The organism is Castellaniella defragrans 65Phen (assembly GCF_000612685.1).
Classification (GTDB): Bacteria; Pseudomonadota; Gammaproteobacteria; order Burkholderiales; family Burkholderiaceae_B; genus Castellaniella; species Castellaniella defragrans.
In genome coordinates this window covers 567,648-590,328 of the sequence record NZ_HG916765.1, presented here as the reverse complement: position 1 = coordinate 590,328, position 22,681 = coordinate 567,648, and the positions used below count along the sequence as shown (strand labels likewise).

At 70.6% G+C, this 22,681-nt stretch carries 19 protein-coding genes; 10 read left to right on the top strand and 9 right to left on the bottom strand.

What is annotated here, in order from left to right:
* Window positions 1-6: 6 nt before the first annotated feature.
* Genes fdhF through BN940_RS19485 form a run of 5 tightly spaced genes read left to right on the top strand, consistent with a single transcriptional unit; the run spans window position 7 to window position 5,687 of the window.
* Window positions 7-2,880: a formate dehydrogenase subunit alpha gene (fdhF, locus tag BN940_RS02560; protein WP_043679804.1), complete on the top strand. Its 2,874-nt coding sequence runs from the start codon at window positions 7-9 to the stop codon at window positions 2,878-2,880.
* Between the two features lie 10 nt (window positions 2,881-2,890).
* Window positions 2,891-3,754, top strand: a complete 864-nt coding sequence (gene fdhD, locus BN940_RS02555) for a formate dehydrogenase accessory sulfurtransferase FdhD (protein ID WP_043679802.1) — start codon at window positions 2,891-2,893, stop codon at window positions 3,752-3,754.
* Entirely contained in the window at window positions 3,751-4,137 is a 387-nt protein-coding gene (locus tag BN940_RS19645; protein ID WP_084330469.1) for a formate dehydrogenase subunit delta, read from the top strand. The genes fdhD and BN940_RS19645 overlap by 4 nt, the downstream gene beginning before the upstream one ends.
* Window positions 4,134-5,552, top strand: coding sequence for an L-lactate MFS transporter (locus tag BN940_RS02545; RefSeq protein ID WP_043679800.1), 1,419 nt, complete (start codon window positions 4,134-4,136; stop codon window positions 5,550-5,552). The genes BN940_RS19645 and BN940_RS02545 overlap by 4 nt, the downstream gene beginning before the upstream one ends.
* A gap of 9 nt (window positions 5,553-5,561) precedes the next feature.
* Entirely contained in the window at window positions 5,562-5,687 is a 126-nt protein-coding gene (locus BN940_RS19485) for an MFS transporter small subunit (protein WP_198408286.1), read from the top strand.
* A gap of 136 nt (window positions 5,688-5,823) precedes the next feature.
* Here BN940_RS19485 and BN940_RS02540 read toward each other — a convergent pair whose 3' ends face one another.
* The 5 genes from BN940_RS02540 to panB all read right to left on the bottom strand — a co-directional run bounded on the left by BN940_RS02540 (window position 5,824) and on the right by panB (window position 11,631).
* Window positions 5,824-6,903, bottom strand: coding sequence for a magnesium and cobalt transport protein CorA (locus BN940_RS02540; protein ID WP_084330468.1), 1,080 nt, complete (start codon window positions 6,901-6,903; stop codon window positions 5,824-5,826).
* Window positions 6,904-7,043: 140 nt separating this feature from the next.
* A complete protein-coding gene (locus tag BN940_RS02535; protein WP_242404255.1) occupies window positions 7,044-8,150 on the bottom strand; it encodes a 5'-methylthioadenosine/S-adenosylhomocysteine nucleosidase in 1,107 nt (368 codons plus the stop codon).
* Window positions 8,147-9,571 (bottom strand): DNA recombination protein RmuC, encoded by a 1,425-nt coding sequence (gene rmuC / locus BN940_RS02530; RefSeq protein ID WP_084330467.1) that lies wholly within the window; start codon window positions 9,569-9,571, stop codon window positions 8,147-8,149. Before rmuC ends, BN940_RS02535 begins: the two co-directional genes overlap by 4 nt.
* 88 nt (window positions 9,572-9,659) lie before the next feature.
* Window positions 9,660-10,631: a LysR family transcriptional regulator gene (locus BN940_RS02525; RefSeq protein ID WP_052355545.1), complete on the bottom strand. Its 972-nt coding sequence runs from the start codon at window positions 10,629-10,631 to the stop codon at window positions 9,660-9,662.
* Window positions 10,632-10,803: 172 nt separating this feature from the next.
* Entirely contained in the window at window positions 10,804-11,631 is an 828-nt protein-coding gene (gene panB / locus BN940_RS02520; RefSeq protein ID WP_043679797.1) for a 3-methyl-2-oxobutanoate hydroxymethyltransferase, read from the bottom strand.
* Between the two features lie 94 nt (window positions 11,632-11,725).
* Here panB and BN940_RS02515 point away from each other — a divergent pair, with 94 nt between their 5' ends.
* Entirely contained in the window at window positions 11,726-12,565 is an 840-nt protein-coding gene (locus tag BN940_RS02515; RefSeq protein WP_043679794.1) for an aldo/keto reductase, read from the top strand.
* A gap of 61 nt (window positions 12,566-12,626) precedes the next feature.
* Here BN940_RS02515 and BN940_RS02510 read toward each other — a convergent pair whose 3' ends face one another.
* The 3 genes from BN940_RS02510 to acnA all read right to left on the bottom strand — a co-directional run bounded on the left by BN940_RS02510 (window position 12,627) and on the right by acnA (window position 16,923).
* Window positions 12,627-14,021: an MFS transporter gene (locus BN940_RS02510; RefSeq protein WP_043679791.1), complete on the bottom strand. Its 1,395-nt coding sequence runs from the start codon at window positions 14,019-14,021 to the stop codon at window positions 12,627-12,629.
* Window positions 14,018-14,140 carry a hypothetical protein gene (locus BN940_RS20065; protein ID WP_276808529.1) on the bottom strand — a complete coding sequence of 41 codons (123 nt, stop codon included), beginning with the start codon at window positions 14,138-14,140 and terminating at the stop codon, window positions 14,018-14,020. The genes BN940_RS02510 and BN940_RS20065 overlap by 4 nt, the downstream gene beginning before the upstream one ends.
* Before the next feature lie 107 nt (window positions 14,141-14,247).
* The gene (gene acnA / locus BN940_RS02505) at window positions 14,248-16,923 is read right to left on the bottom strand and encodes an aconitate hydratase AcnA (RefSeq protein WP_043679788.1); all 2,676 of its coding nucleotides are present in this window, start codon (window positions 16,921-16,923) and stop codon (window positions 14,248-14,250) included.
* A gap of 355 nt (window positions 16,924-17,278) precedes the next feature.
* On the opposite strand from acnA, the gene BN940_RS02500 reads away from it, so the two are divergent.
* Complete coding sequence (locus BN940_RS02500; protein WP_043679785.1) at window positions 17,279-17,896, top strand: FmdE family protein; 618 nt, start codon at window positions 17,279-17,281, stop codon at window positions 17,894-17,896.
* Between the two features lie 130 nt (window positions 17,897-18,026).
* On the opposite strand, the gene BN940_RS02495 is transcribed toward BN940_RS02500, so the two are convergent.
* Window positions 18,027-19,502: a sensor domain-containing diguanylate cyclase gene (locus BN940_RS02495; RefSeq protein ID WP_173424573.1), complete on the bottom strand. Its 1,476-nt coding sequence runs from the start codon at window positions 19,500-19,502 to the stop codon at window positions 18,027-18,029.
* A 348-nt stretch (window positions 19,503-19,850) separates the two neighbouring features.
* On the opposite strand from BN940_RS02495, the gene BN940_RS02490 reads away from it, so the two are divergent.
* The 3 genes from BN940_RS02490 to BN940_RS02480 all read left to right on the top strand — a co-directional run bounded on the left by BN940_RS02490 (window position 19,851) and on the right by BN940_RS02480 (window position 22,657).
* Window positions 19,851-21,224, top strand: coding sequence for a nucleobase:cation symporter-2 family protein (locus BN940_RS02490; RefSeq protein ID WP_242404254.1), 1,374 nt, complete (start codon window positions 19,851-19,853; stop codon window positions 21,222-21,224).
* A gap of 142 nt (window positions 21,225-21,366) precedes the next feature.
* Window positions 21,367-21,960: a phosphatase PAP2 family protein gene (locus BN940_RS02485; RefSeq protein ID WP_043679782.1), complete on the top strand. Its 594-nt coding sequence runs from the start codon at window positions 21,367-21,369 to the stop codon at window positions 21,958-21,960.
* A gap of 157 nt (window positions 21,961-22,117) precedes the next feature.
* Window positions 22,118-22,657: a cytochrome b gene (locus BN940_RS02480; protein ID WP_043679779.1), complete on the top strand. Its 540-nt coding sequence runs from the start codon at window positions 22,118-22,120 to the stop codon at window positions 22,655-22,657.
* The last annotated feature ends 24 nt before the right edge of the window (window positions 22,658-22,681 follow it).

Here is a 22,681-nt window from a genome sequence, read left to right as displayed (position 1 = left end):
CCCGCCATGCTGGAAACCGTCCTGAAACGCGACCGCGACATGGGCACGCCCGAGTCCCTGTCCACCGAAACCGTCACCCTGACCATCGACGGCCAGACCGTCACCGTCCCGGCCGGCACCTCGATCATGCGCGCCGCCGCCGAGACCGGCATCCAGATCCCCAAGCTCTGCGCCTCGGACAACCTGGAGGCCTTCGGCTCCTGCCGCCTGTGCCTGGTCGAAATCGAAGGCCGCCGCGGCCATCCGGCGTCCTGCACCACGCCCGTTGAGGACGGCATGGTGGTGCGCACCGAGACCGGCAAGCTGCACGAACTGCGGCGCAACGTGATGGAGCTCTACATCTCCGACCACCCGCTGGACTGCCTGACCTGTCCGGCCAACGGCGACTGCGAGCTGCAGGACATGGCCGGCGTGGTGGGGCTGCGCAACGTGCGCTACGGCTTCGACGGCGCCAACCACCTGGACGACGCCGCCGACGCTTCCAACCCCTATTTCACCTACGACCCGTCCAAGTGCATCGTCTGCAGCCGCTGCGTGCGGGCCTGCGACGACGTCCAGGGCACCTACGCCCTGACCGTGCAGGCGCGCGGCTTCGATTCGCGCATCGTCGCCGGCCAGGACGACGGCTTCCTGGAAAGCGACTGCGTGTCCTGCGGCGCCTGCGTCCAGGCCTGTCCGACCTCGGCGCTCACCGAGAACACCGTCATCGAGCAGGGCCAGGCCGACCACGCGGTCATCACCACCTGCGCCTACTGCGGCGTGGGCTGCGGCTTCAAGGCCGAGATGAAGGGCGACCGGGTGATCCGCATGACGCCCTGGAAGGACGGCAAGGCCAACCGCGGCCACTCCTGCGTCAAGGGCCGCTTCGCCTGGGGCTACGCCACCCACGCCGACCGCCTGACCAAGCCCATGATCCGCGCCAAGATCACCGACCCCTGGCGCGAGGTTTCCTGGGACGAAGCCATCGGCCACGCCGCCTCGGAACTGCGGCGCATCCAGGCCCGGTACGGCGTGGACTCGGTCGGCGGCATCACCTCGTCGCGCTGCACCAACGAGGAAACCTACCTCGTCCAGAAGCTGGTGCGCGCCGCCATGGGCAACAACAACGTCGACACCTGCGGCCGCGTCTGCCATTCCCCCACCGGCTACGGCCTGAAGGCCACCATCGGCGAATCGGCCGGCACCCAGACCTTCGACTCGGTGATGCACGTGGACGTGGCGGTGGTGCTGGGCGCCAACCCCAGCGCCGCCCACCCGGTCTTCGCCTCGCGCCTGAAGCGCCGCCTGCGCCAGGGCGCGCGGCTGATCGTGATCGACCCGCGCCGCATCGAACTGGTCGACGCGCCGCACGTGAAGGCCGACTACCACCTGCCGGTGCGCCCGGGCACCAACGTCGCGGTGCTCAACGCCATGGCGCACGTCATCGTCACCGAAGACCTGGTGAACCACGAATTCGTGCGCGCCCGCTGCGAGGACCGGGCCTTCGACGAATGGATGCAGTTCATCCGCCGCCCGGAACACGCCCCCGAGGCCACCGAATCCATCACCGGCGTGCCCGCGGCCGACCTGCGCGGCGCCGCCCGCCTGTACGCCACCGGCGGCAACGCCGCGATCTACTACGGCCTGGGCGTCACCGAGCACAGCCAGGGCTCCACGGCCATCATGTGCATCGCCAACCTCGCCATGGTCACCGGCAACATCGGCCGCGAGGGCGTGGGCATCAACCCCCTGCGCGGCCAGAACAACGTCCAGGGCTCCTGCGACATGGGCTCGTTCCCGCACGAGTTCCCCGGCTACCGCCACGTGTCCGACGACGCCGTGCGCGCCGAATTCGAGCGCGCCTGGGGCGTCCCGCTGCAGTCCGAGCCGGGCCTGCGGCTGCCCAACATGTTCGACGCGGCCCACGGCGGCTCGTTCAAGGGCCTGTACTGCCAGGGCGAGGACATCGCCCAGTCCGATCCCAACACCCGCCACGTGGTGGCGGCCCTGCAGGCCATGGAATGCGTGATCGTCCAGGACATGTTCCTGAACGAGACCGCCAAGTACGCGCACGTCTTCCTGCCCGGCTCGTCCTTCCTGGAAAAGGACGGCACCTTCACCAACGCCGAGCGCCGCATCTCGCGGGTGCGCCAGGTGATGGCGCCCAAGGCCGGCCTGGCCGACTGGGAAGTCACCTGCGCCCTGTCCAACGCCATGGGCTATCCCATGCACTACGCCCATCCGGGCGAGATCCTGGACGAGATCGCCCGCCTGACGCCGACCTTCGCCGGGGTGTCCTTCGGCCGCATCGCCGCCCTGGGCGGCAGCGTCCAGTGGCCCTGCAACGACGAGGCCCCGGAAGGCACGCCCATCATGCACGTGGACGAGTTCGTGCGCGGCAAGGGCCGCTTCATGATCACGCAGTACGTCCCGACCGAGGAGCGCTCCACGCGCCGCTTCCCGCTGCTGATGACCACGGGCCGGATCCTGTCGCAGTACAACGCCGGGGTGCAGACCCGCCGCACCGCCAACAACGCCTGGCACAGCGAGGACGTGCTGGAGATCCATCCCCACGACGCCGAGGACCGGGGCATCGTCGAGGGCGACCGCGTCGCCATCGAGAGCCGCGCCGGGGAGACCGTGCTGCGCGCCACCGTCACCGACCGGATCCAGCCGGGCGTGGTGTACACCACCTTCCACTTCCCGGAATGCGGCTCGAACGTCCTCACCACCGACAACACCGACTGGGCGACCGACTGCCCGGAATACAAGGTCACCGCCGTCCAGGTGCGCAAGGTCACCGCGCCGTCGGCCTGGCAGCGGGACTGGGCGGCGCACGACCGGCGCCAGGACGAGCTCCTGGAGGCCCGCCAGCCCCAGGCCGCGCCCGCCGGCGCCTGAGGAGATCCGCATGCACCCCGCAGACTTCGATCCCCTGTCCGACTTCCCCGACCCGTCCGCCGGCCTGGCGATGGACGACATCCTGCGCGTCGGCGGCAGCCGGGCGACGGCCGCGCAGGACGCCATCGCCTGCGAACAGGCGGTCGCCCTGGAATACAACGGCATCGCGCACGCCGCGCTGCTCGCCTCGCCGCTGCATCTCCACGAACTGGCGCTGGGCTTTTCCTACACCGAAGGCATCGTCCGCTCGCCGGCCGACGTGCTGGACATCGACGTCGAATCCGCGCCCGACGGCCTGGTGGTGCGGCTGCGCATCGTCAACGCCCGGCTGCACGCCCTGAAGCTGCGCCGGCGCACCCTGGCGGGCAGCACCAGTTGCGGCCTGTGCGGCGTGCAGAGCCTGGCGCAGATCCGCCGCGACCTGCCTCCCCTGGCCGCGCCGCGGCGGCCCTGGGCGATCGGGGCGGTCCAATCCGCGCTCGACCAGTTGCGCCGGCGCCAGCCGCTGCACAACCTGACCGGCGCCACCCACGCGGCCGCCTGGGCCGAACCCGACGGGCGCCTGGCCTGGACCTACGAGGACGTGGGGCGGCACAACGCGCTCGACAAGCTCATCGGCCGCCTGCTGCGCGAGCCGGTGGACCCCGGCCTGGGGTTCGTGGTGATCTCCAGCCGGGCCAGCTTCGAGATGGTGCAGAAGGCGCACGCCGCCGGCATCCGGGCGCTGGTCGCCGTCTCGGCCCCCACCACCCTGGCCGTGCGGCTGGCCCGCGAGGCCCCCATGATGCTGGCCGGCTTCGCGCGCGATGGCCGCTGCACGGTCTACAGCCGGCCCGATTACCTGGACCTGGACCCGGAGGAGAGCCGCCCGTGACCAACATCGAGCACCTGATCCGCCTGGCCAACCGCATCGGCCTGTTCTTCGAGGCCATGCCCGACCGGGCCGCCGGCATCGACAGCATCGCCGACCACATCCGGCGATTCTGGGACCCGCGCATGCGGCGCGCCCTGCTGGACTATCTCGGCACGCACCCGGACGGGCAATGGGGCGACACCGCGCTGTCGCCCCTGTGCCGGGAAGCCATCGCGCTGCACCGCGAACGCCTCCATCCGGGCAGGGCGCCCGCCCCGCCGCCCGCCCCGCCCGGCCCCACCGCGCAGGCCTCCGGTCCGCCGCCGGCCACCGATCTCCCTTTCCGACCTCAGCAGCACCCACGCAGACATACCGGGCATTCGACCCAGGAGGAGACTTCATGAGTACGGAAACAAACCAAAGCGGATTCTTCAGCAAGGAACGCATCACCGCCCCGCCCGGCTTCAACCGCTGGATGATCCCGCCCGCCGCCCTGGCGGTCCACCTGTGCATCGGCCAGGCCTACGCCTTCTCGGTGTTCAACGGCCCGATGACCCGGCTCATCGGCATCCAGCAGCCCGCGCCGGAGGACTGGGGCCTGCCCGCCCTGGGCTGGATCTTCAGCCTCGCCATCCTGTTCCTGGGCCTGTCGGCCGCCTTCGCCGGCAAGTGGTTGGAGGACGTCGGGCCGCGCAAGGCCATGTTCGTGGCGGCCTGCTGCTTCGGCGGCGGCTTCATCGTGTCCTCGGTCGGGATCTCGACCCACCAGCTCTGGCTGCTGTACCTGGGCTACGGCGTCCTGGGCGGGATCGGCCTGGGCATCGGCTACGTCTCGCCGGTCTCGACCCTGATCAAGTGGTTCCCGGACAAGCGCGGCATGGCCACCGGCATGGCCATCATGGGCTTCGGCGGCGGCGCCTTCATCGCCTCGCCGATGTCGGTGGCGCTGATGGAGCACTTCCGCACGCCGGATTCGCTGGGCGTGGCCCAGACCTTCCTGGTGATGGGCGTGCTGTACTTCGCCTCCATGATGATCGGCGCCTGCGCCATCCGCATCCCCGCGCCGGACTGGAAGCCCGAGGGCTGGACGCCGCCGGCCACGCAGAAGGCCATGATCTCGCGCAACCACGTCCACATCGACCAGGCCCTGAAGACCCCGCAGTTCTGGCTGCTGTGGTGGGCGCTGACCCTGAACGTGACGGCCGGCATCGGCGTGCTGGGCCAGGCCTCGGTGATGATCCAGGAGAGCTTCCGCGGCGCCATCACGCCGGCCGCGGCGGCCGGCTTCGTGGGCCTGCTGTCGCTGGCCAACATGCTGGGCCGCTTCTTCTGGTCCAGCACCTCGGACTACCTGGGACGCAAGGTCACCTACGGGATCTTCTTCGTGCTGGGCGCGGTGCTGTACTTCCTGGTGCCGGGCATGGGCGCCTCGGGCAACGTCGCCCTGTTCGTGCTGTTCTACGCCATCATCATCTCGATGTACGGCGGCGGCTTCTCCACCATCCCAGCCTACCTGGCCGACCTGTTCGGCACCCGCTACGTGGGCGGCATCCACGGCCGCCTCCTGACCGCCTGGGCCGCCGCCGGCGTGCTGGGCCCCGTGCTGGTGAACTACATCCGCCAGTACCAGGTGGACCACGGCGTCCCGCCGGGCCAGTCCTACACGGTCACGATGTACCTGATGGCGGGCCTGCTGGTCGTCGGCTTCATCTGCAACCTGCTGGTCCGTCCGGTCGCCTCGCACCACCACATGGCCGCCGAGGCCGACGCCGCACCGCTGGGCGCCGGCCTGGCCCATCAGATGGCCCACCAGAAATAGGAGACTTCCATGACCGCCACGACGACACGCACCCCTTCGCCCGCCCTGATCGCGCTGTTCTGGCTCTACGTCGGCATCCCGCTGGCGCTGGGCATCTGGGAAACCCTGCTCAAGGCGAGCGCCCTGTTCCACTAGTCGCGGACCGGGAGGACGCCCGGCGCCGGCCTCCGCGGCGGCGCCGGGCCCCGCGACCCTCGCCCGGCGGCGCGCCGCACCGCCGGGCGGTTCCCTCCTCGCCGGTGGACGGCCCTGGCGGCCGCAGCCCGGGACCCTACAGCCACTTGATCCGGCGGAACTTCCAGTACAGCAGCCCGCAGACCGCGCCCGTCCCGGCCAGCATCGCCGGATAGCCGTAGGTCCAGCCGAGTTCCGGCATGTGATTGAAATTCATGCCGTAGATGCCCGCCACCGCCGTGGGCACGGCCAGGATGGCGGCCCAGGCGGCCAGCTTGCGGGTGATGTCGGTCTGCTGCATCTGGCTGATCATCATGCTGGCCTCGAAGGCGAAGGCGAGCGCCTCGCGCAGGCCGGCGATGGATTCGACGATGCGCTGGATGCGGTCGGCGACCTCGTTGAAATACGCCCGGCTGTCGGAGCCGATGTTGCGCATGTCCACGCGGGCCAGGCGGCGGCAGATCTCCACCAGCGGCGCGATCGCCGTCTGCATGCGCAGCAGGTCGCGCCGCAGGCGGTAGAGGCGGCGGATGTCCATTTCGCGGAAGCCGCGCAGCAGGAACTGGTGCTCGACATTCTCGACCCGGCCCTCCATGTGGTCAAGCGCCTCGACATAACGGTCCGCCAGCAGGTCCAGCAGCGTGGAGGCGACGTAATCGCTGCCCCGGCTGAGGAATTCGGGCGACTCGGCCAGCTGGTTGCGCAGTTCCCGGTACGATCCTTCCGCGTGGCGGCGGATCGTCAGCAGGTAGCCCGGCCCGATCAGCAGCTGGGTGTCGCCGAAGCCGGGCCGGTCCTGGACGATCTCGACCGTCACCACGACCACCAGCGTCAGCTGGTCGTATTCGATGATCTTCGGGCGCCGGTGCGGGGAGATGATTTCCTCGATGGCGCGGCCGGGCAGACCCAGGCGCCGGCCCACGTCACGCACCAGGGCCTCGTCGGGCTCCTTCAGGCCGACCCACAGCAGGCCGGATCCGGCCGCGGCCGTCCCCAGTTCGGCCAGGCCGACGTCGCGGTCCGGCTGCCCGGGCAGGTACAGGGTGGAGGCCACGGCGGCGTGCCGGAAGGCCGCTTCCAGGCGGGCGCCGGCGGTATCGGCAGCATCCGCGGCAGCGGCGCCGGCGTCGGATGGCGGCCGGGCCGCCGCCTCATCGGCGGGTGTCGGCGGATTCATCGTGCTCTCCTCGAATGCTCCTGGAAGGGTCCGCGCATGCATCCCGCGTACTCCCGGGATGCTCCTTGCGTACTCCTGGAATGCTCCTGGAATGCTTCCCGGCCGCGGGCGCATGCCTCATGCCCGGCGGCGGGCGGCTTCTAGCCCGGCCAGGCGCGCAGGAATGCCAGCAGCACCTGCGCGGCGTTGTCCGCGGCGATGTGCAGGAAGGCGTCCATTTCATTTTCGCCCGGCCCGCCGCCGGCCAGGTCGCTGAGCGAGCGAAAGGCGATGAAGGGCACGCCCGCGCGCCAGGCGACCTGGGCGCAGGCGGCGCTTTCCATGTCCAGCACGTTGGCCTGGAAGGTGCGGAAGGCGTAGCGGCGGAAATCCGCGTTGTCCACGAAGGCCTGGCCGGACACGCCGTTGCCGCCGACCACCAGGCGCGGGCGCTCGTCCAGGCAGCGGTCCTCGCGGTCGCAGGCGCGCAGGGGCACGGACTGGATGCCGCGCGCCACGGCCAGCATGCCCGGATCGGCCTCGAACCAGAATTTTTCCTGGATGCCCGTCCCGCCGCCCGCCGAACGCGCGTCCGCCACACCGCCCGCCACGCCGTCCGCATCCCCGCCCGGCCGCACGCGCACGGCGCGCGGCTGCATCATGCCGTAGGGGGCGAACTGGAAGGTCCCCTTGGACGCTGGCGCACGATACTGCCCCGGCGCGGTTTCCCGCATCATGACCACTTCCAGGTACTGCCCCCAGCGCTCCGGGACGCTGACGTCGCCGATGCGCAGATCCGGATTCACGCCGCCCGCGATGCCGCTGAAGATCAGGTGCGTGACGTGGAAGCGGTCGAACAGCAGCTGGGTGTTCATGGCGGCATTGACCATGCTGATGCCGCTGAGCGACAGCACGACGGGCTTGCCTTCGAGGCGGCCGGTGATGAACTCGACGCCCTGGACGGCGTGGACGCGCGGGTCCTGCAGACGGGCGCGCAGCAGCTCCAGCTCCGGCGCGAAGGCGGACAGGATCGCCATGCGCGGGGCTTCGTCCAGCCGCCCGGCGGCCTGGACGGCCGCCGCCGGACCGGACCCGGCGGGCGCGGCGGCCGTGGCAGCCGGCGCCGCCGCGCCCAGCCACGCACAGGCCCAGAGCAGGAGGGCGGCGGCCCGGCACGCGGCGGCGCGCGGCGCCGGCCGCAGCCGGGAAACGGGACGAGGGCGCCGGCCGGATTCCGGTGCCGGGCACGGGGCGGAATGACACATCATGGGTTCGGCTCCGAGGGGGAAAGAAGGGGTTCGGACGGGTTTCCCGCTCCAGGCACGCATTCCGGGCCGGACGCCACGCCGTCCAGCCGCTGGACCTCGAAGTCCGCATGCAGGGGTTCGAGCGGCGGCAGCGACCGGCCGGCCTTGGCCGACAGCTCGGCGAAGCGGCCGACCTTGCCATACAGGCCGCGCTGCCCCGTCACCGCCGTGACCGTGCTGTTGTAGTGCGTGGCCGCCGCCCCCAGGGCATGGCCGAGCTTCTGCAGGCGGTCGGCCACCACCTCCACCTGCCGGTACAGCCCGCCGGCCTGCTCGCTCAGCGCACGGGCCTGCTCGTTGCCGCGCGCCAGCATCCACAGGGTGGCCACCGTGCGCAGGATGGGCATCAGGGTGGTGTGCGACACCAGGACGACATTGCGGCGGTAGCCGTAGTCGAACAGCTCGCGGTCGTGCCGCATGGCTTCGATGTAGGCCGGCTCGATCGGCATGTACATCAGCACGAAGCCGGGGCTTTTCATGCCGATCAGGCCGCTGTAGTCCTTGCGGCCCAGGTCGTCGATGTGATGGCGCACGGCGCGCGCATGCGCGGCCAGCGCGGCCTCGCGCGCCTCGGGCGTGTCGGCCGCCACGGCGCGGTCGTAGTCCACCAGCGAGACCTTGCTGTCGATGATGAGGTGCTTGCCGTCGGGCAGGTGCACGACGAAATCCGGCTGGCGCCGATTGCCGGCCTCGTCGCGGAAGGGCGCCTGGGCCTGGTAGTGGTCGCCCGCGATCAGCCCCGCCAGCTGCAGGCTGCGTTCCAGCACGACTTCGCCCCAGTTGCCGGTGGTCTTCTTGTCGCCCTTCAGGGCCGTGGCCAGGGACTGGGCCTCGCCGCTCATCTTCAGGCCCACGTCCAGGACGCGGCGGATTTCCGCGTCCAGCCGGGCCTGGCCGCGCACCGAGGCGTCGTGGATTTCGTTGACGCGCCGCTGGAAGCCGTCGATCTGCTCGCGGAACGGCCGCAGCAGGCCGTCGAGCGTGTCCTGGCTGGATTGGGAAAAGCCGCGGCTCTTTTCCTCCAGCACCTGGCTGGCGAGCTGCTGGAATTCGGTCTTCAGGGCCGCCCGCGACTGCTCGAAGGCCTGGCGCAGGTCCGCCAGGGCGGCGAGCTTTTCCTGGTGGGCGGCCTGCAGCCGGGCCAGTTCCAGCCGGCCGTCCTGCGCCCGGGTGCGCCAGTCCTCCAGCGCGCCGGCCTGGCCGGCCAGGTCCCGTTCGAGCTGCCCGACCCGCTCCTGCAGATGGTCGGCGCGCTCGGCCTGGCGGGCGGCCTCCGCCGTGCGGGCCAGCAGGCGCCGCCGCGCGGGCCAGGCGCCGGCCGCCGCGCCGACCAGCAGGGCCAGCGCCAGCGCCGCCAGGATTTCCGGGGACAACGGGATCACGATGCCGTCCTATGCCGCATGAAGAAGACCCGACATCATCGCACAAGCCGGCACGCCTCTGGAATCGGGCCGAAGAGCGGCGGGGCGCTCAGGCCGAGCGCAGGATCTCGGCCTTGCTGGAGATCCCCTGGCGCAGCCCGCTGGGATCGGTATCGACGTAGTGGGGGATGCTGCTCTGGACATGCAGGTGCAGTCCCTGGATCAGGCGCAGGGCGCCTTCCGGCAGTTCGTGCGTCGCCTGGGAAACGGCGCCGATCATGTAGCTGATGTCGGTCTGGAGGGGCCGCAGCACGATGCCGTCGAGCTGCGCGCCGCGGATCGAGAACGGGTCGATCAGCGCCACGCCCAGCCCCAGCCGCACCAGCGACAGCGCCGTCTGCTGGCTGCCGACCTCGATGTGGCGCCGCGCCTCGCCCGCCGTGGCCTGCGCCAGGCTGCTGGTCAGGTGGTAGCGCATGCGGTAGCGGCTGAGCAGCGTGATGACGTCGGTGTTGCGGATTTCCTCGAGCTGGACCATGTCCCGGGACGCCAGCGGATGCGCGGCCGGCAGCGCCAGCAGGCAGGGCGCCTGGCCGCACCAGTGCGCGCGCAGGCCCTCGGCGTCGATGGGCAGGTTGATGAGCGCGAAGTCCGCCCGGCCCTCGGCCAGGGCGCCGGCGGGCGCCTCGTGGACGACTTCCTCGATGATGAGCTTCTGGCGGAAGACGGGGCTGAAGCGGTCCATCCGCGCCAGGGCCTCGGGCAGCAGGCTGCGCGCGAGATCGACCGACACCAGGATGCGCAAGGGGCGGACCTGGCCGTTGCGCATGCCCTGGACCCGCGATTCCAGCTGGTGCAGGTCGGCCAGGATGCCGCGCACTTCCTGGTAGAACTCGGCCCCCTGCTCGGTCAGGGTGATGGCGGGCCGGGTGCGCGTGAACAGCGTGAAGCCCAGTTCGGCTTCCAGATCGCTGACCTGGCGGCTGACGACGGGCTGCGAACGGCCCAGCATACGGCCCGCCGCCGTGACGCTGCCGCTGGTCACGATGGCGTTCAGAGCCTCGAGTTGGCGTATTTCCATGGCACCCGATGCGGGCCGTCCCTGCCCCCATCCAAAAAATTCACCGGGCGCGCCTTCGGCTCGCGTCCGCGAAGGGCGCGTTCCGCCTTGGGCGGCCTGGCGGCCAGAAACCGCCCGGATCAGCCGGTGACGGCCCAGGCGAAATATCTGGCAATGACTGTTATACCGAATATTACCTCCCGGTTCGTACGCCAAAGCAATGATCTAGCGTGGGAAAGGTCTCCTCCCGCACGGATTGGGCGTAATCCTGCGCCGCCTGCCGTATCACCTGCCCCGCATCGGCGAAACGCCGGGCGAATTTCGGAATCCGGTCCCCGCTCAGGCCGAGGATGTCCTCGGTCACCAGGATCTGGCCGTCGCACGCGGGCGAGGCGCCGATGCCGATGGTGGGAATCTGCAGCGCCGCCGTGATCTCGCGCCCCAGCGGCTCGCTGATGCCTTCCAGCACCACGCCGAAGGCCCCCGCCTGGGCATGCGCCCGGGCATCGTCCAGGATGCGGCGGGCGGCGGCCTCGCTCATGCCCTGGGCCTTGAAGCCGCCCATGGTGTGGACGTACTGGGGCATCAGCCCCACGTGGGCCAGCACCGGGATGCCGCGCTCGACCAGGAAGCGGGTGGTGTCGGCCAGGGCCTGCCCGCCTTCGAGCTTGACGCCCGCGGCGCCGCCGTTCGCCAGCAGGGTCGCGGCGTTGGCGAAGGCCTGGGCCGGGGACTGCTGGTAGCTGCCGAAGGGCATGTCGGCGATCACGCAGGCGTGATGGGTGGCCCGGACCACGGCGGCGGTGTGCGCGGCCATCGTCTCCACCGTGATCGACAGCGTGTCGGGCAGCGCGTAGCCGACCATGGCCGTGGAATCGCCCACCAGCAGCATGTCCACGGCCTCGTCCAGCAGGCGCGCGATGGGCGCGATGTAGGCGGTCAGCGCCGCGATCTTGCGCTCGCCCTTGAAAGAGACGAGCTGGGGCACGGTGACGCGCTGCGCCTGGCTATGTACACTCATTCGACTGACTCCAAAGATTCGTTCATCATCGGTTGGCCCTCATTGGCCAACCAGGCCTGCCGCAGCCAAGGGGCTGCCTTCACAGGAGACCTGCATGTCCACCAATCAACCGTATATCACGTTTCACGACGGCCGCCGCGCGCCCCAGCTGGGCATGGGCACCTGGAGACTGACCGGCGATGCCGTCGTCCCGGCGATCCATGCCGCCGTCGAAGCCGGCTACCGCTCCATCGATACCGCCGCCATCTACGGCAACGAGTCCGAAGTCGGCCGCGGCATCGCCGGCTGCGGCGTGCCGCGCGAGGATCTGTTCGTGGCCACCAAGGTCTGGAACGACCGCCATGGCCACGATAGTACCAAGGCGGCATTCCAGGAAAGCCTCGACCGCCTGGGGCTGGACTACGTCGATCTCTACCTGATCCACTGGCCGGTACCCAAGCAGAAGCGCTACGTGGAAACCTGGGAGGCCCTGATCCAGCTGCGCGACGAAGGCCGCGCGCGGTCCATCGGCGTCTGCAATTTCCAGCAGGAGCACCTGCAGCGGCTGCTGGACGCCACCGGCGTGCTGCCGGTGCTCAACCAGATCGAGCTGCACCCCCGCTTCCAGCAGGCCGAACTGCGCGCCTACCACGCCGACCACGACATCCGCACCGAGGCCTGGAGCCCGCTCGGCCAGGGCCAGGCGCTGCGCGACCCCGTGTTCCTGGAACTGGCCCATCGGCTGCAGGCCAGCCCGGCCCAGGTGATCCTGCGCTGGCACATCCAGATGGGCCACATGGTGATCCCGAAATCCTCCAGCCCCGAACGGCTGCAGGAAAACTTCAATCTCTGGAACCTGCACCTGGACGAGGCCGCGATGGAGCGGATCGCCACCCTGGACCGCGCCGACGGCCGCATCGGCCCCGATCCCGAAACGTTCCACCTGCTGAAGTGATTGCCACGGCAAGCCAAGCCCCGGCCGGGGCCGGCCTCGGCCGGCTCGCGCCGCCGGCGCGCTAGATGCCGTCGCGGCGCGCGCGCCATCCCAGGCGGATCGCCAGGGCCGGCGCGAACACGAACACGCCGTAGACCGCCCAGGCGGCCTGGCGCGCGCCCTGCCAGCCGCCCGGGTCGGTAAAGCCGGCGGCGTTGGCGGCCATGCCCGCCACGCTGGCGCCCAGCGCCATCGCGTACAGCTGCAGGGTCGTGATCGCCGCCGAGGCGATGCTCTGCTGGTCCGGCGGCGCGGCCCGGAACACGCCGGTCAGCAGATGCGGCCAGCACAGCCCGATGCCCATGCCCACTCCCAGCAGCAGCGCGGCCAGCAGCGCCGTCGGCGCAGCCGGATCGGGCATGAAGACGTACAGCCCCGCCAGGGACGCCGCCGAGAGGATCGGCCCCAGCACCAGCAGGCGGCCGACGCAGGCCGGGCCGCGCCCCGAGCTCGCCAGGGTGCCCGAGGTCCAGCCGGCCGACATCAGCGCCGACAGGTAGCCCGCGTGCAGCGGCGACTGCCCGTGCAGGACCTGGAGGAAATAGGGCACGAAGACTTCCGTCGTCACGCCCAGGCTCATCAGGCCGATCATGGCGTAGCGGCGGCCCAGGGGATGGCCCAGCACCCAGGCGCCCCCGGGCAGGAAGCGCTGGCGCGCCCGCCCGTCGATGCGCGCCAGCCAGAGGATCAGCAGCACGCCGCCCGCCACCCCGGCGAGCTGGGCGATCCAGGACGGCGACAGGCTGGCCGCCGACACCACCAGCACGGAGGCGACCAGCAGCCCCATACGCAGCAGCGGCGCCTCCAGCCGCGCGCCGCGGTCCCGGCCCGCGGGCCCGAGCTGCGTCACCAGCAGCGCGCCCAGCAGCCCGCACACCGGCAGCACCGCCCAGAAGGCCCAGCGCCAGTGTCCGGCCTCGGCGAACAGCCCGCCGATGGCCGGCCCCGCGAGGGTGGCCACGCCCCACATGCCGGAAATCAGCGCCATGGCCCGCGGCCACAGGTCCTGGTCGAAGACCAGGGGCACGGTGGCGTAGCTCAGGCTGAGCAGCATGCCGCCGCCCAGGCCCTGCCCCACCCGGCCGAGCAGCAGCCAGGGCATGCCGGGCGCCAGCCCGCAGACCACGGTCCCGCCCATGAACACGGCCAGGGCCAGCAGGAAGGAGCGCCGCAGGCCGTACCAGCGGATGCCCAGCGGAGCGCAGGAGGAGCCCATGATCGAGGCCGCCACGAACAGGGTGGTGTTCCAGGCGTACCAGGGCAGGCCGCCGATGTCCCGGACGACCGAGGGCAGGATGGTGGTGGCGATGAACACGTTGACCGCGTGCACCGCCACGCCGCCGGCCAGGGCGAGGGAGCGCAGGCCGTTGCGGCCTCGCAGCAGGGCGCCCCAGGAAGCGGAAGGGGATGGATTCATGCGTCGACCGGAAAAGCCGGCCCGATGGCGGAAAAGAGGGCGGAAAAATGCGGGCCGAAGCCCGCATTGTAGACAAGGCGGCCGGCAAGCCCGGCCGGCCCGGCGCCCTGGAACGCCATGGGAGGCGCCGGGCGCACCGGGACGCCCGAGACGCCCGGGACCCGCCGGGAGCCCCGGGCGGCATCGGGCCGCCGCCGCGCGGCCCGCGCGGTCCCGTCCCCGAGCGTTATTCCAGCAGCTGCCGCAGGGCGTACTGCAGGATGCCGCCGTGGCGGTAGTAGGCGGCCTCGGTCGGGGTGTCGATGCGCACCACGGCGTCGAATTCGACGTCGCCCGCCCGCACGTGCACGGTCTTGGGCGTGACGCCGCCGTTGAAGGCCTCCACCCCGGTGATCTCGAAGGTCTCCTTGCCGCGGATCCCCAGCGAGGCCGCGTTCTGGCCCGCGGGGAACTGCAGCGGCAGCACGCCCATGCCGATCAGGTTGGAGCGGTGGATGCGCTCGTAGGATTCGGCGATCACCGCGCGCACGCCCAGCAGCACCGTGCCCTTGGCCGCCCAGTCGCGCGAGGAGCCGGAGCCGTATTCCTTGCCGGCCAGGATCACCAGCGGCGTCCCCGCCGCCAGGTAGTTCTGCGAGGCCTCGAAGATCGTGCAGACGGGTGCGCCGTCGCGGGTGAAGTCGCGCGTCCAGCCGCCCTCGGTGCCCGGGGCGATCTGGTTGCGCAGGCGCACGTTGGCGAAGGTGCCGCGGATCATGACTTCGTGGTTGCCGCGCCGCGACCCCAGCGAATTGAAGTCCTGCGGCTCGACTCCGTGCGCGCGCAGGTACTGGCCGGCGGGCGTGTCCTTGCCGATGGAGCCGGCCGGGCTGATGTGGTCGGTGGTGACCGAATCGCCCAGCATCGCCAGCACCCGCGCGCCGCGGATGTCGGCCACCGGCTGCGGCTGGCGCGGCATGCCCTCGAAGTAGGGCGGATTGCGCACGTAGGTGGAGTCTTCCTCCCAATGGAACAGGCTGCCCTCGGGGGTGTCCAGGTCGCGCCAGAGCGCGCCGCCGTCGAACACGCCGGCATAGCCGCGCGTGTACATGTCGGACGAGATGCACGAACGGATCGCCTCCTGGACTTCCTCGGACGACGGCCAGATGTCGCGCAGGCGGACGTCCCGGCCTTCGGCGTCCTGGCCGAGCGGGTCGTTGAGCAGGTCGATGTCCATGGTGCCGGCCAGCGCGTAGGCCACCACCAGCGGGGGGGACATCAGGTAGTTGAGCTTGACCTCGGAGTGGATGCGGCCTTCAAAGTTGCGGTTGCCCGACAGCACCGAGACGACCGCCAGGTCGTTGGCGCGCACGGCCTCGGAAACTTCGGGGATCAGGGGGCCCGAATTGCCGATGCAGGTGGTGCAGCCGTAGCCGACCAGGTTGAAGCCCAGCTGGTCCAGGTAGGCCGTCAGGCCGGCCTTTTCGTAGTAGTCCGTGACCACGCGGGATCCCGGCGCGAGGCTGGTCTTGACCCAGGGCTTGCGGCGCAGCCCGCGCGCCACGGCCTTCTTCGCCAGCAGGCCGGCCGCCATCATGACGGCCGGGTTGCTGGTATTGGTACACGAGGTGATGGCCGCGATGACGACGGCGCCGTGGTCGAGCGGGAATTCGCCCGCGTCCGGCAGGCGCACGACGGCGGGGTTGGACTTCGGCGCGCCGGGCAGCGCGGCCAGGGACTTGGCGAGCGCGGGCTTGGCGTCGGTCAGCGCGATCCGGTCCTGCGGCCGCTTGGGGCCGGCGATGGAGGGCACCACGGTGCCCAGATCGAGTTCCAGGCGCTCGGAATACTGCGGCTCGTGCGCGGGATCGTGCCACAGGCCCTGGGCCTTGGCGTAGGCTTCGACCAGGGCGACCTGCTCGGCCGGACGGCCGGTGAAGCGCAGGTAGGCCAGGGTTTCCTCGTCGATCGGGAAGATGGAGATGGTGGAACCGTATTCCGGGCTCATGTTGCCGATGGTGGCGCGGTTGGCCAGCGGCACGGCGGCCACGCCCGGGCCGTAGAATTCGACGAACTTGCCCACCACGCCGTGCTTGCGCAGCATGTCGGTGATGGTCAGCACCAGGTCGGTGGCGGTGGTGCCTTCCGGCAGGGCGCCGGACAGCTTGAAGCCGACCACGCGCGGGATCAGCATCGAGATGGGCTGGCCCAGCATGGCGGCCTCGGCCTCGATCCCGCCGACCCCCCAGGCGACCACGCCCAGGCCGTTGACCATGGGCGTGTGCGAGTCCGTGCCCACACAGGTGTCGGGATAGGCTTCGGTCACGCCGTCGATCTCGCGCGTGAACACGCCGCGCGCGAGGTGTTCCAGGTTGACCTGGTGGACGATGCCGGTGTCCGGCGGCACGACGCGGAAATTGTCGAAGGCCGTCTGGCCCCAGCGCAGGAACTTGTAGCGCTCGACGTTGCGCCGGTATTCGATTTCCTGGTTGCGGCGGAAGGACTGGTTGTTGCCGAAGTCGTCGACGATCACCGAGTGGTCGATGACCAGCTCCACCGGCGCCAGGGGATTGATGCGGTCGGGCTGTCCGCCCAGGGCCCGCATGGCGTCGCGCATGGCGGCCAGGTCCACCAGGGCGGGCACGCCGGTGAAGTCCTGCAGCACGACCCGCGCCGGCGTGAAGGCGATCTCGCGGCTGGGCTCGGCGGCGGGATCCCAGCCGGCCAGGGCGCGGATCTCGTCGGGCCGCACGGCCACGCCGTCCTCGGTGCGCAGCAGGTTTTCCAGCAGGATCTTCAGGCCGTAGGGCAGGCGTCCGGGATCGAGCCCGTGGTCCTTCAGGGCATCCAGCCGCCAGATGCGGTAGGACTTGCCTCCCACATCCAGGGTTGCGCGCGCGCCGAAACTGTTGGGGTGTGCCATGGCATGTCCTCCTTGTCGGTTCCAGCCCGGACCCGCCGGACCGTCTCCGGGCGTAGGCCACAGGCCGCTCTTGATCCGGTTCATCTTACACCGCATCCCGCCCCCGTCCGCTACCCGGCCCTGCCGGCGGCGGTGACTTTGCGTCCGATCCCTTGCCGGCGGCCCCGCGACCAATCCTCGCAGCCAGTCCCGGCATCCGGCCCGCGCGCCCGGCGACCCGGCGGCCCGACGGCCCCGCGACCAACGACTCAACGACTCAACGACCCAACGACCGGATGCCGCCCAGGGTTAAGCCGGCTTTCCTTCCGGCACCGGTCTACACTGGTCCGATACACGTTTTTCCGGAGCCCTTTCCATGGCATTTCCCGCATTCTTCGCCCAGGCCCCCCGCATCGCGCTGCACGACCCGCTCGCCCAGCTGCTGGGCGCATCCGACGACGGCCTGATCGAATACGGCTACGAAGACGCCGTCCGCCTGGCCGGCCATTCCTGCCCCACCGTCGCCGGCGCCTGGCTGATGACGGTGCGCGCGCTGCGCGCCCTGTACCCCGGCTCGATCCCGCAGCGCGGCGACATCGACGTCACCTTCGCCGACGGCGCCACCAACGGCGTCACCGGCGTCATCGCCAACGTGGTCAGCCTGGTCACGGGCGCCACCGCGGACACGGGCTTCAAGGGCCTGGCCGGCCAGCACGACCGGCGCAACCTGCTGCATTTCCAGGGCGACGTCCCGGGCGAGATCGTCTTCACCCGCCGCGACACGGGCGACCGCGTGGCGGTGTCCTTCAGCGCCCAGGGCGTGCCGGGCTCGCCGGCCGCCATGCCGATGCTGCAGAAGATCCTGTCCGGCATCGCCACCGACACGGAAAAGCAGGATTTCGCGCACCTCTGGCAGGACCGCGTGCGCCGCATCCTGGAAGCCGTGGACCAGCCCGGCCTGATCTCGGTCAGCCCGCTGCCGCGCGCCGCCTGATGGCCGTAGGCGCACCGGCGGCGTGATCCGCGGCCGCTCATTCGGCCGGAGCACGGGACGGGAAGCCGGGGACGATGCCGTTGCACGGCGAGGCGCACCGGCGGCATGATCCGGCCGGATACCGGGCCGGTCAGTGGCGCCGCTCGTGGGTGGTGTAATAGCGGCGCTTGTCCTCGTACAGCGCCCGGTCGGCTTCCCTCAAGGCCTGCTCCAGCGCGGCGGGATCGCGGCAGGTGATCTCGCCGGCCGAGACGCTGAGCGGGATGCCGCCGTAATACTGGTTGTTCAGCTCGATCAGGGAATGGATGTTGTCCCGCACCTTGCGGGTCGCCGCCTCGTCGCAGCCGGGCAGCAGCACCACGAACTCGTCGCCGCCGATGCGGGCGGCCTGGCCGGGACGGTCCACGGCCTTGTTCAGGACTTCGCCGAAGCGGCGCAGCAGGTCGTCGCCCACCGCATGGCCGCCCTCGTCGTTGGCCTGCTTGAGGTTGTTCAGGTCCAGGGCGATGAAGGACACCAGCGGCGCGCGCTTGCGCTGCAGGCGGCCCAGTTCGTCGACGAAGAACGAACGGTTCTTCAGCTGCGTCAGCACGTCGTGCTTGCCCAGATATTCCAGGTAGGCCTCGGCCTTCTTGCGGGCGGTGATGTCGGTCAGCGAGACCAGCACCAGGCTCCAGTCCTCCTCGTGCCCCTGGAACACCGACAGCTGCAGGTGGATGTACAGCACGTCGCCGGCCAGGGTGCAGTTCTGGACCTCTTTCTGGTGGAACAGCCGGCCGTGCCACAGCTCGACCAGCTGCTCGGCGAAGGAGAGGCGGGATTCCTCGCGGAAGATGTCGCCCACGCGCTCGATCAGCTGTTCCCGTGAATCGGCCTTGAACAGCTCCAGCGTGTAGTCGTTGACGTCGATGACGCGGATTTCCTGGAGGCAGCGGTCGATGAAATCGGGATGCACGTCCAGGAAGGTGCGGAAGTCGCTGATGTCCTGCTCGCGCAGTTCGTCGAACAGGCGCTTGATGGCGCTGAAATCCTCGACCCAGAGCGACACGGGCGCCTGCTGGAAGAATTCGCGGGCGTCGCGCGCGCTCGCCTGGGCCTGGCGGCGGGCCTCCTGCAGCGGCGTGACGTCTTCCATGGCCACCAGGATCCGGTCCCAGGGCCGGCTCTCGTCGGCCAGCGCCACGGCCTTGAGCGAAAGATCCAGGCGCCGGCCGTCCAGCGTGTAGTTCACCGTCTGGCTGTGGAAGCCGCCCTGGCCGCGCCAGAGCTGGTCGAGCTCGCCGGCCAGGCCCTCGAAGGTGTCGTCGCGCAGGACGTCCCCCAGCCGGTCCATCAGCTCGGTCTGGCTGGCGGCGCCGAACAGGGTCAGCGCCTGGCGGTTGACGCGCCGGATGCGGATCAGGCCGGCGCAGTGCCGCAGCCGATCGGGATCCAGGAGCAGCCAGGACCGCAGGTCCGTGACGCCTTCGGCGCGCCAGCGCTCGAACTGCGCATGCAGGGCGCTGTAGTCCTCGAGCCACAAGGCCATGGGCGTGGCCTCGAAGAAGTCCGGCATGCCGGCATCCGGGAACCGCCCTCCGGCCGGCGCCGATCGCTCTTCGTTCATCCTGGTTCCGCTCACACAGGGAAAGCTGGCATTCTAAATGAAAACCCTGTGGAAACCCCGCGGCGACGGCTGGAAAGCCCAGCGCCGTGCGGCTGGACCTCCGCGCGAGGCTCCGCCCGCCGCCCCCTAGAGAAAACACCAATGGACAGCGGCCCGAATAAAGACTTGAAGATGGGCAATATGAAGGGGCCGCGATCCGGAATCCAGGCCCGCGGTTCACAATAAGCCCGTCGACCTCATGCACGACCGACCGTCCCGGCGCCGCCGGAGGCGGCGCCACCGGACCGGCCCGCCGCCTTGGCGCGCGCCGCATCCGGTCCACGACGAACGACGAGGATGGAGACCGCCTTGAACACACCCGCCCGCACCGCGCCGCCGCGCCCCGAAGACGAAACCCTGGGGCTGACGGCCAACCTCATGTATGGGTTCCAGCACGTGCTGACCATGTACGGCGGCATCATCGCCGTGCCGCTGATCGTCGGCCAGGCGGCCGGCCTGGGCGGCGCGGAAATCGGCGTGCTGATCGCTTCCTGCCTGTTCATGGGCGGCCTGGCCACGCTGCTGCAGACGCTGGGCATCCCGTTCTTCGGCTGCCAGCTGCCGCTGGTCCAGGGCGTGTCCTTCGCCAGCGTGGCCACCATCGTCGCCATCCTGACGGCCGGCGGCGGCCTGCCCTCGGTCTTCGGCGCCGTCATGGCGGCGGCCCTGCTCGGCCTGCTGATCACGCCGGTCTTCTCCCGCATCATCCGCTTCTTCCCGCCGCTGGTGACGGGCTCGGTCATCACCACCATCGGCCTGTCGCTGATGCCGGTGGCGGCGCACTGGTCCATGGGCGGCAATCCCCGCGCAGCCGACTTCGGCAGCACGGCCAACATCGGCCTGGCCGCCGTCACCCTGCTCATCGTGCTGCTGCTCAGCAAGCTGGGCAACGCGGCGATCTCGCGCCTGTCGATCCTGCTGGCCATGGCGCTGGGCACGGTCATCGCCTGGGGCGCCGGCATGACCGACTTCTCCCGGGCGACCGACGGCCCGGCCTTCGCCCTGCCGACCCTGTTCCATTTCGGCTGGCCCGAATTCCACCCCGCCGCGATCGTGTCCATGTTCATCGTCATCCTGGTGGTGCTGGTGGAGACCTCGGCCGACATCCTGGCGGTGGGCGACATCATCGACACCCGGATCGATTCGCACCGCCTGGGCGACGGGCTGCGCGCCGACATGATCTCCAGCGTGATGGCGCCGGTCTTCGGCTCCTTCACGCAAAGCGCCTTCGCCCAGAACGTGGGCCTGGTCGCCGTCACCGGCGTCAAAAGCCGCTACGTGGTCGCCACCAGCGGCCTCATCCTGCTGGTCCTGGGCCTGCTGCCGGTGATCGGCCGCTTCATCGCCGCCGTGCCCACGGCGGTGCTGGGCGGCGCCGGCCTGGTGCTGTTCGGCACCGTGGCGGCCAGCGGCATCCGCACCCTGGCCCGGGTGAACTACGAAAACAACATGAACCTGATCATCGTGGCGACTTCCGTGGGCTTCGGCATGATCCCCATCGCGGCGCCCGAGTTCTACGCCCATTTCCCCGCCTGGGTCGCCACGATCTTCCACTCGGGCATCAGCTCGGCCGCGATCATGGCCATCACCCTGAACCTGCTGTTCAACCACCTGACCCTCGGCAACTCCGACCGCCAGTCCGTGTTCGTCGCCGGCACCGGCCACGTGCCCGGCGATCACTGACCACGAGCACCAGCCTGCGCGGCGTGGGGGCAGCAAGCAGCCGCAGGCTGCGCAGCGTGGGGGGCCCCTTTTTCATCCGGATACGCCATCCGGGCCGGGCCGATGCTATGCTGCCCTCCCCGACACGCCGCCCGTCCCCTGCATGGAAACCCTGAACGACACCCTGTTCCTGTGGATCAACGCCAGCCATCCCTCGGCCGCCGCCCTGCTGCTGGGCGGGATCCTCGCCAAAGGCCTGATCTACCTGTTCCCCCTGTACCTGGCGCTGAGCTGGCTGCGGGCGGACGCCGCCGGACGCGACGCCGTGCTGCAGGCGGTCGTGAGCGCGTCCATCGCCATGCTGCTGTCCTGGGCGATCTCCAAGGCCTGGTTCCACCCGCGCCCCTTCGTCATCGGCCTGGGCCACCAGTACCTGGACCACAAGCCGAACGCCTCGTTTCCCAGCAACCACCTGAGCTTCGCCTGGGCGGTCTGCGCCGGCCTGGCGCTGCATCCGGCGCGGCGCAAGGCCGCCTTGATCCTGGCCCTGGCCGCGCTGCCGATCGCCTGGGCGCGCATCTACATGGGCATCCATTTCCCGCTGGACATGGCCGGTGGCCTGGTGACGGGCGTGGCGGCCGCGGCCATCGGGCTGCCGCTGCGGCACACGCTGATCCCCGCCCTGCGGCGCCGCATCGAGCCGGCCTACCGCTTCGTCTTCGCCTGGCCGATCCGCCGCGGCTGGGCGCGCGCCTGAGCCGCGCCGTCCCGCACGGACGCAGGCACGCTGTCCGGCGAGCATGGACACGGTCCGCCCGCACGGCCCCGCCGCGCAATCCCGTCCGTTCATCTTCGGTTCATGCGGCGCGGGCGATCATGGCGCCTCCGCCAACCGCCCTTCCGGAATCCGCTCCATGTCCGCCCCCGCCCGCTACAGCCGCTCCGCCATCGCCCTGCACTGGATCACCCTGCTCCTGATCGTGGTGGTCTACGCCGCGATGGAATTCAAGGGCCTGTTTCCCAAGGACAGCCCGGAACGCGCCGTCATGCGGATGCTGCACTCGTCCTGCGGCATGACGATCCTGGCGCTGACGGTGGCGCGCCTGGCCGTGCGGCTGTTCAGCCGCCCGCCCGCCATCGTTCCGCCGCCCGCGCAATGGGAGCGGATCTCGGCCGGCATCATGCACGCGGCGCTGTACGCCCTGCTGATCGCCCTGCCCCTGCTGGCCTGGTTCGCCATCAGCGCCATGGGCGGCACGGCGCACGTCTGGGGCATCCCCCTGCCCTCCCTGACGGCGGAGGACAAGGCCCTGGGCAAGGCCGTGATCGGCGTCCACAAGCTGATCGCCAACGTCGGCTACGCGCTGATCGGCCTGCATGCCCTGGCCGCGCTGAAGCATCATTACCTCAGCCGCGACGACACCCTGCGCCGCATGCTGCCGTTCCGCGCCTGAAGCCGCGCCCGGAGGGCGGGCGCG

Coding starts and splice junctions, on each gene's coding strand:
- panB (WP_043679797.1), bottom strand. CDS start 11,631: ATGAGTGTACATAGCCAGGCGCAGCGCGTCACCGTGCCCCAGCTCGTC.
- BN940_RS02540 (WP_084330468.1), bottom strand. CDS start 6,903: ATGAATCCGCCGACACCCGCCGATGAGGCGGCGGCCCGGCCGCCATCC.
- BN940_RS02500 (WP_043679785.1), top strand. CDS start 17,279: ATGGCATTTCCCGCATTCTTCGCCCAGGCCCCCCGCATCGCGCTGCAC.
- BN940_RS19485 (WP_198408286.1), top strand. CDS start 5,562: ATGACCGCCACGACGACACGCACCCCTTCGCCCGCCCTGATCGCGCTG.
- BN940_RS02510 (WP_043679791.1), bottom strand. CDS start 14,021: ATGAATCCATCCCCTTCCGCTTCCTGGGGCGCCCTGCTGCGAGGCCGC.
- BN940_RS02495 (WP_173424573.1), bottom strand. CDS start 19,502: ATGAACGAAGAGCGATCGGCGCCGGCCGGAGGGCGGTTCCCGGATGCC.
- BN940_RS20065 (WP_276808529.1), bottom strand. CDS start 14,140: ATGGCGTTCCAGGGCGCCGGGCCGGCCGGGCTTGCCGGCCGCCTTGTC.
- fdhF (WP_043679804.1), top strand. CDS start 7: ATGCTGGAAACCGTCCTGAAACGCGACCGCGACATGGGCACGCCCGAG.
- BN940_RS02545 (WP_043679800.1), top strand. CDS start 4,134: ATGAGTACGGAAACAAACCAAAGCGGATTCTTCAGCAAGGAACGCATC.
- BN940_RS02480 (WP_043679779.1), top strand. CDS start 22,118: ATGTCCGCCCCCGCCCGCTACAGCCGCTCCGCCATCGCCCTGCACTGG.
- BN940_RS02485 (WP_043679782.1), top strand. CDS start 21,367: ATGGAAACCCTGAACGACACCCTGTTCCTGTGGATCAACGCCAGCCAT.
- acnA (WP_043679788.1), bottom strand. CDS start 16,923: ATGGCACACCCCAACAGTTTCGGCGCGCGCGCAACCCTGGATGTGGGA.
- BN940_RS02515 (WP_043679794.1), top strand. CDS start 11,726: ATGTCCACCAATCAACCGTATATCACGTTTCACGACGGCCGCCGCGCG.
- BN940_RS02525 (WP_052355545.1), bottom strand. CDS start 10,631: ATGGAAATACGCCAACTCGAGGCTCTGAACGCCATCGTGACCAGCGGC.
- BN940_RS02535 (WP_242404255.1), bottom strand. CDS start 8,150: ATGATGTGTCATTCCGCCCCGTGCCCGGCACCGGAATCCGGCCGGCGC.
- fdhD (WP_043679802.1), top strand. CDS start 2,891: ATGCACCCCGCAGACTTCGATCCCCTGTCCGACTTCCCCGACCCGTCC.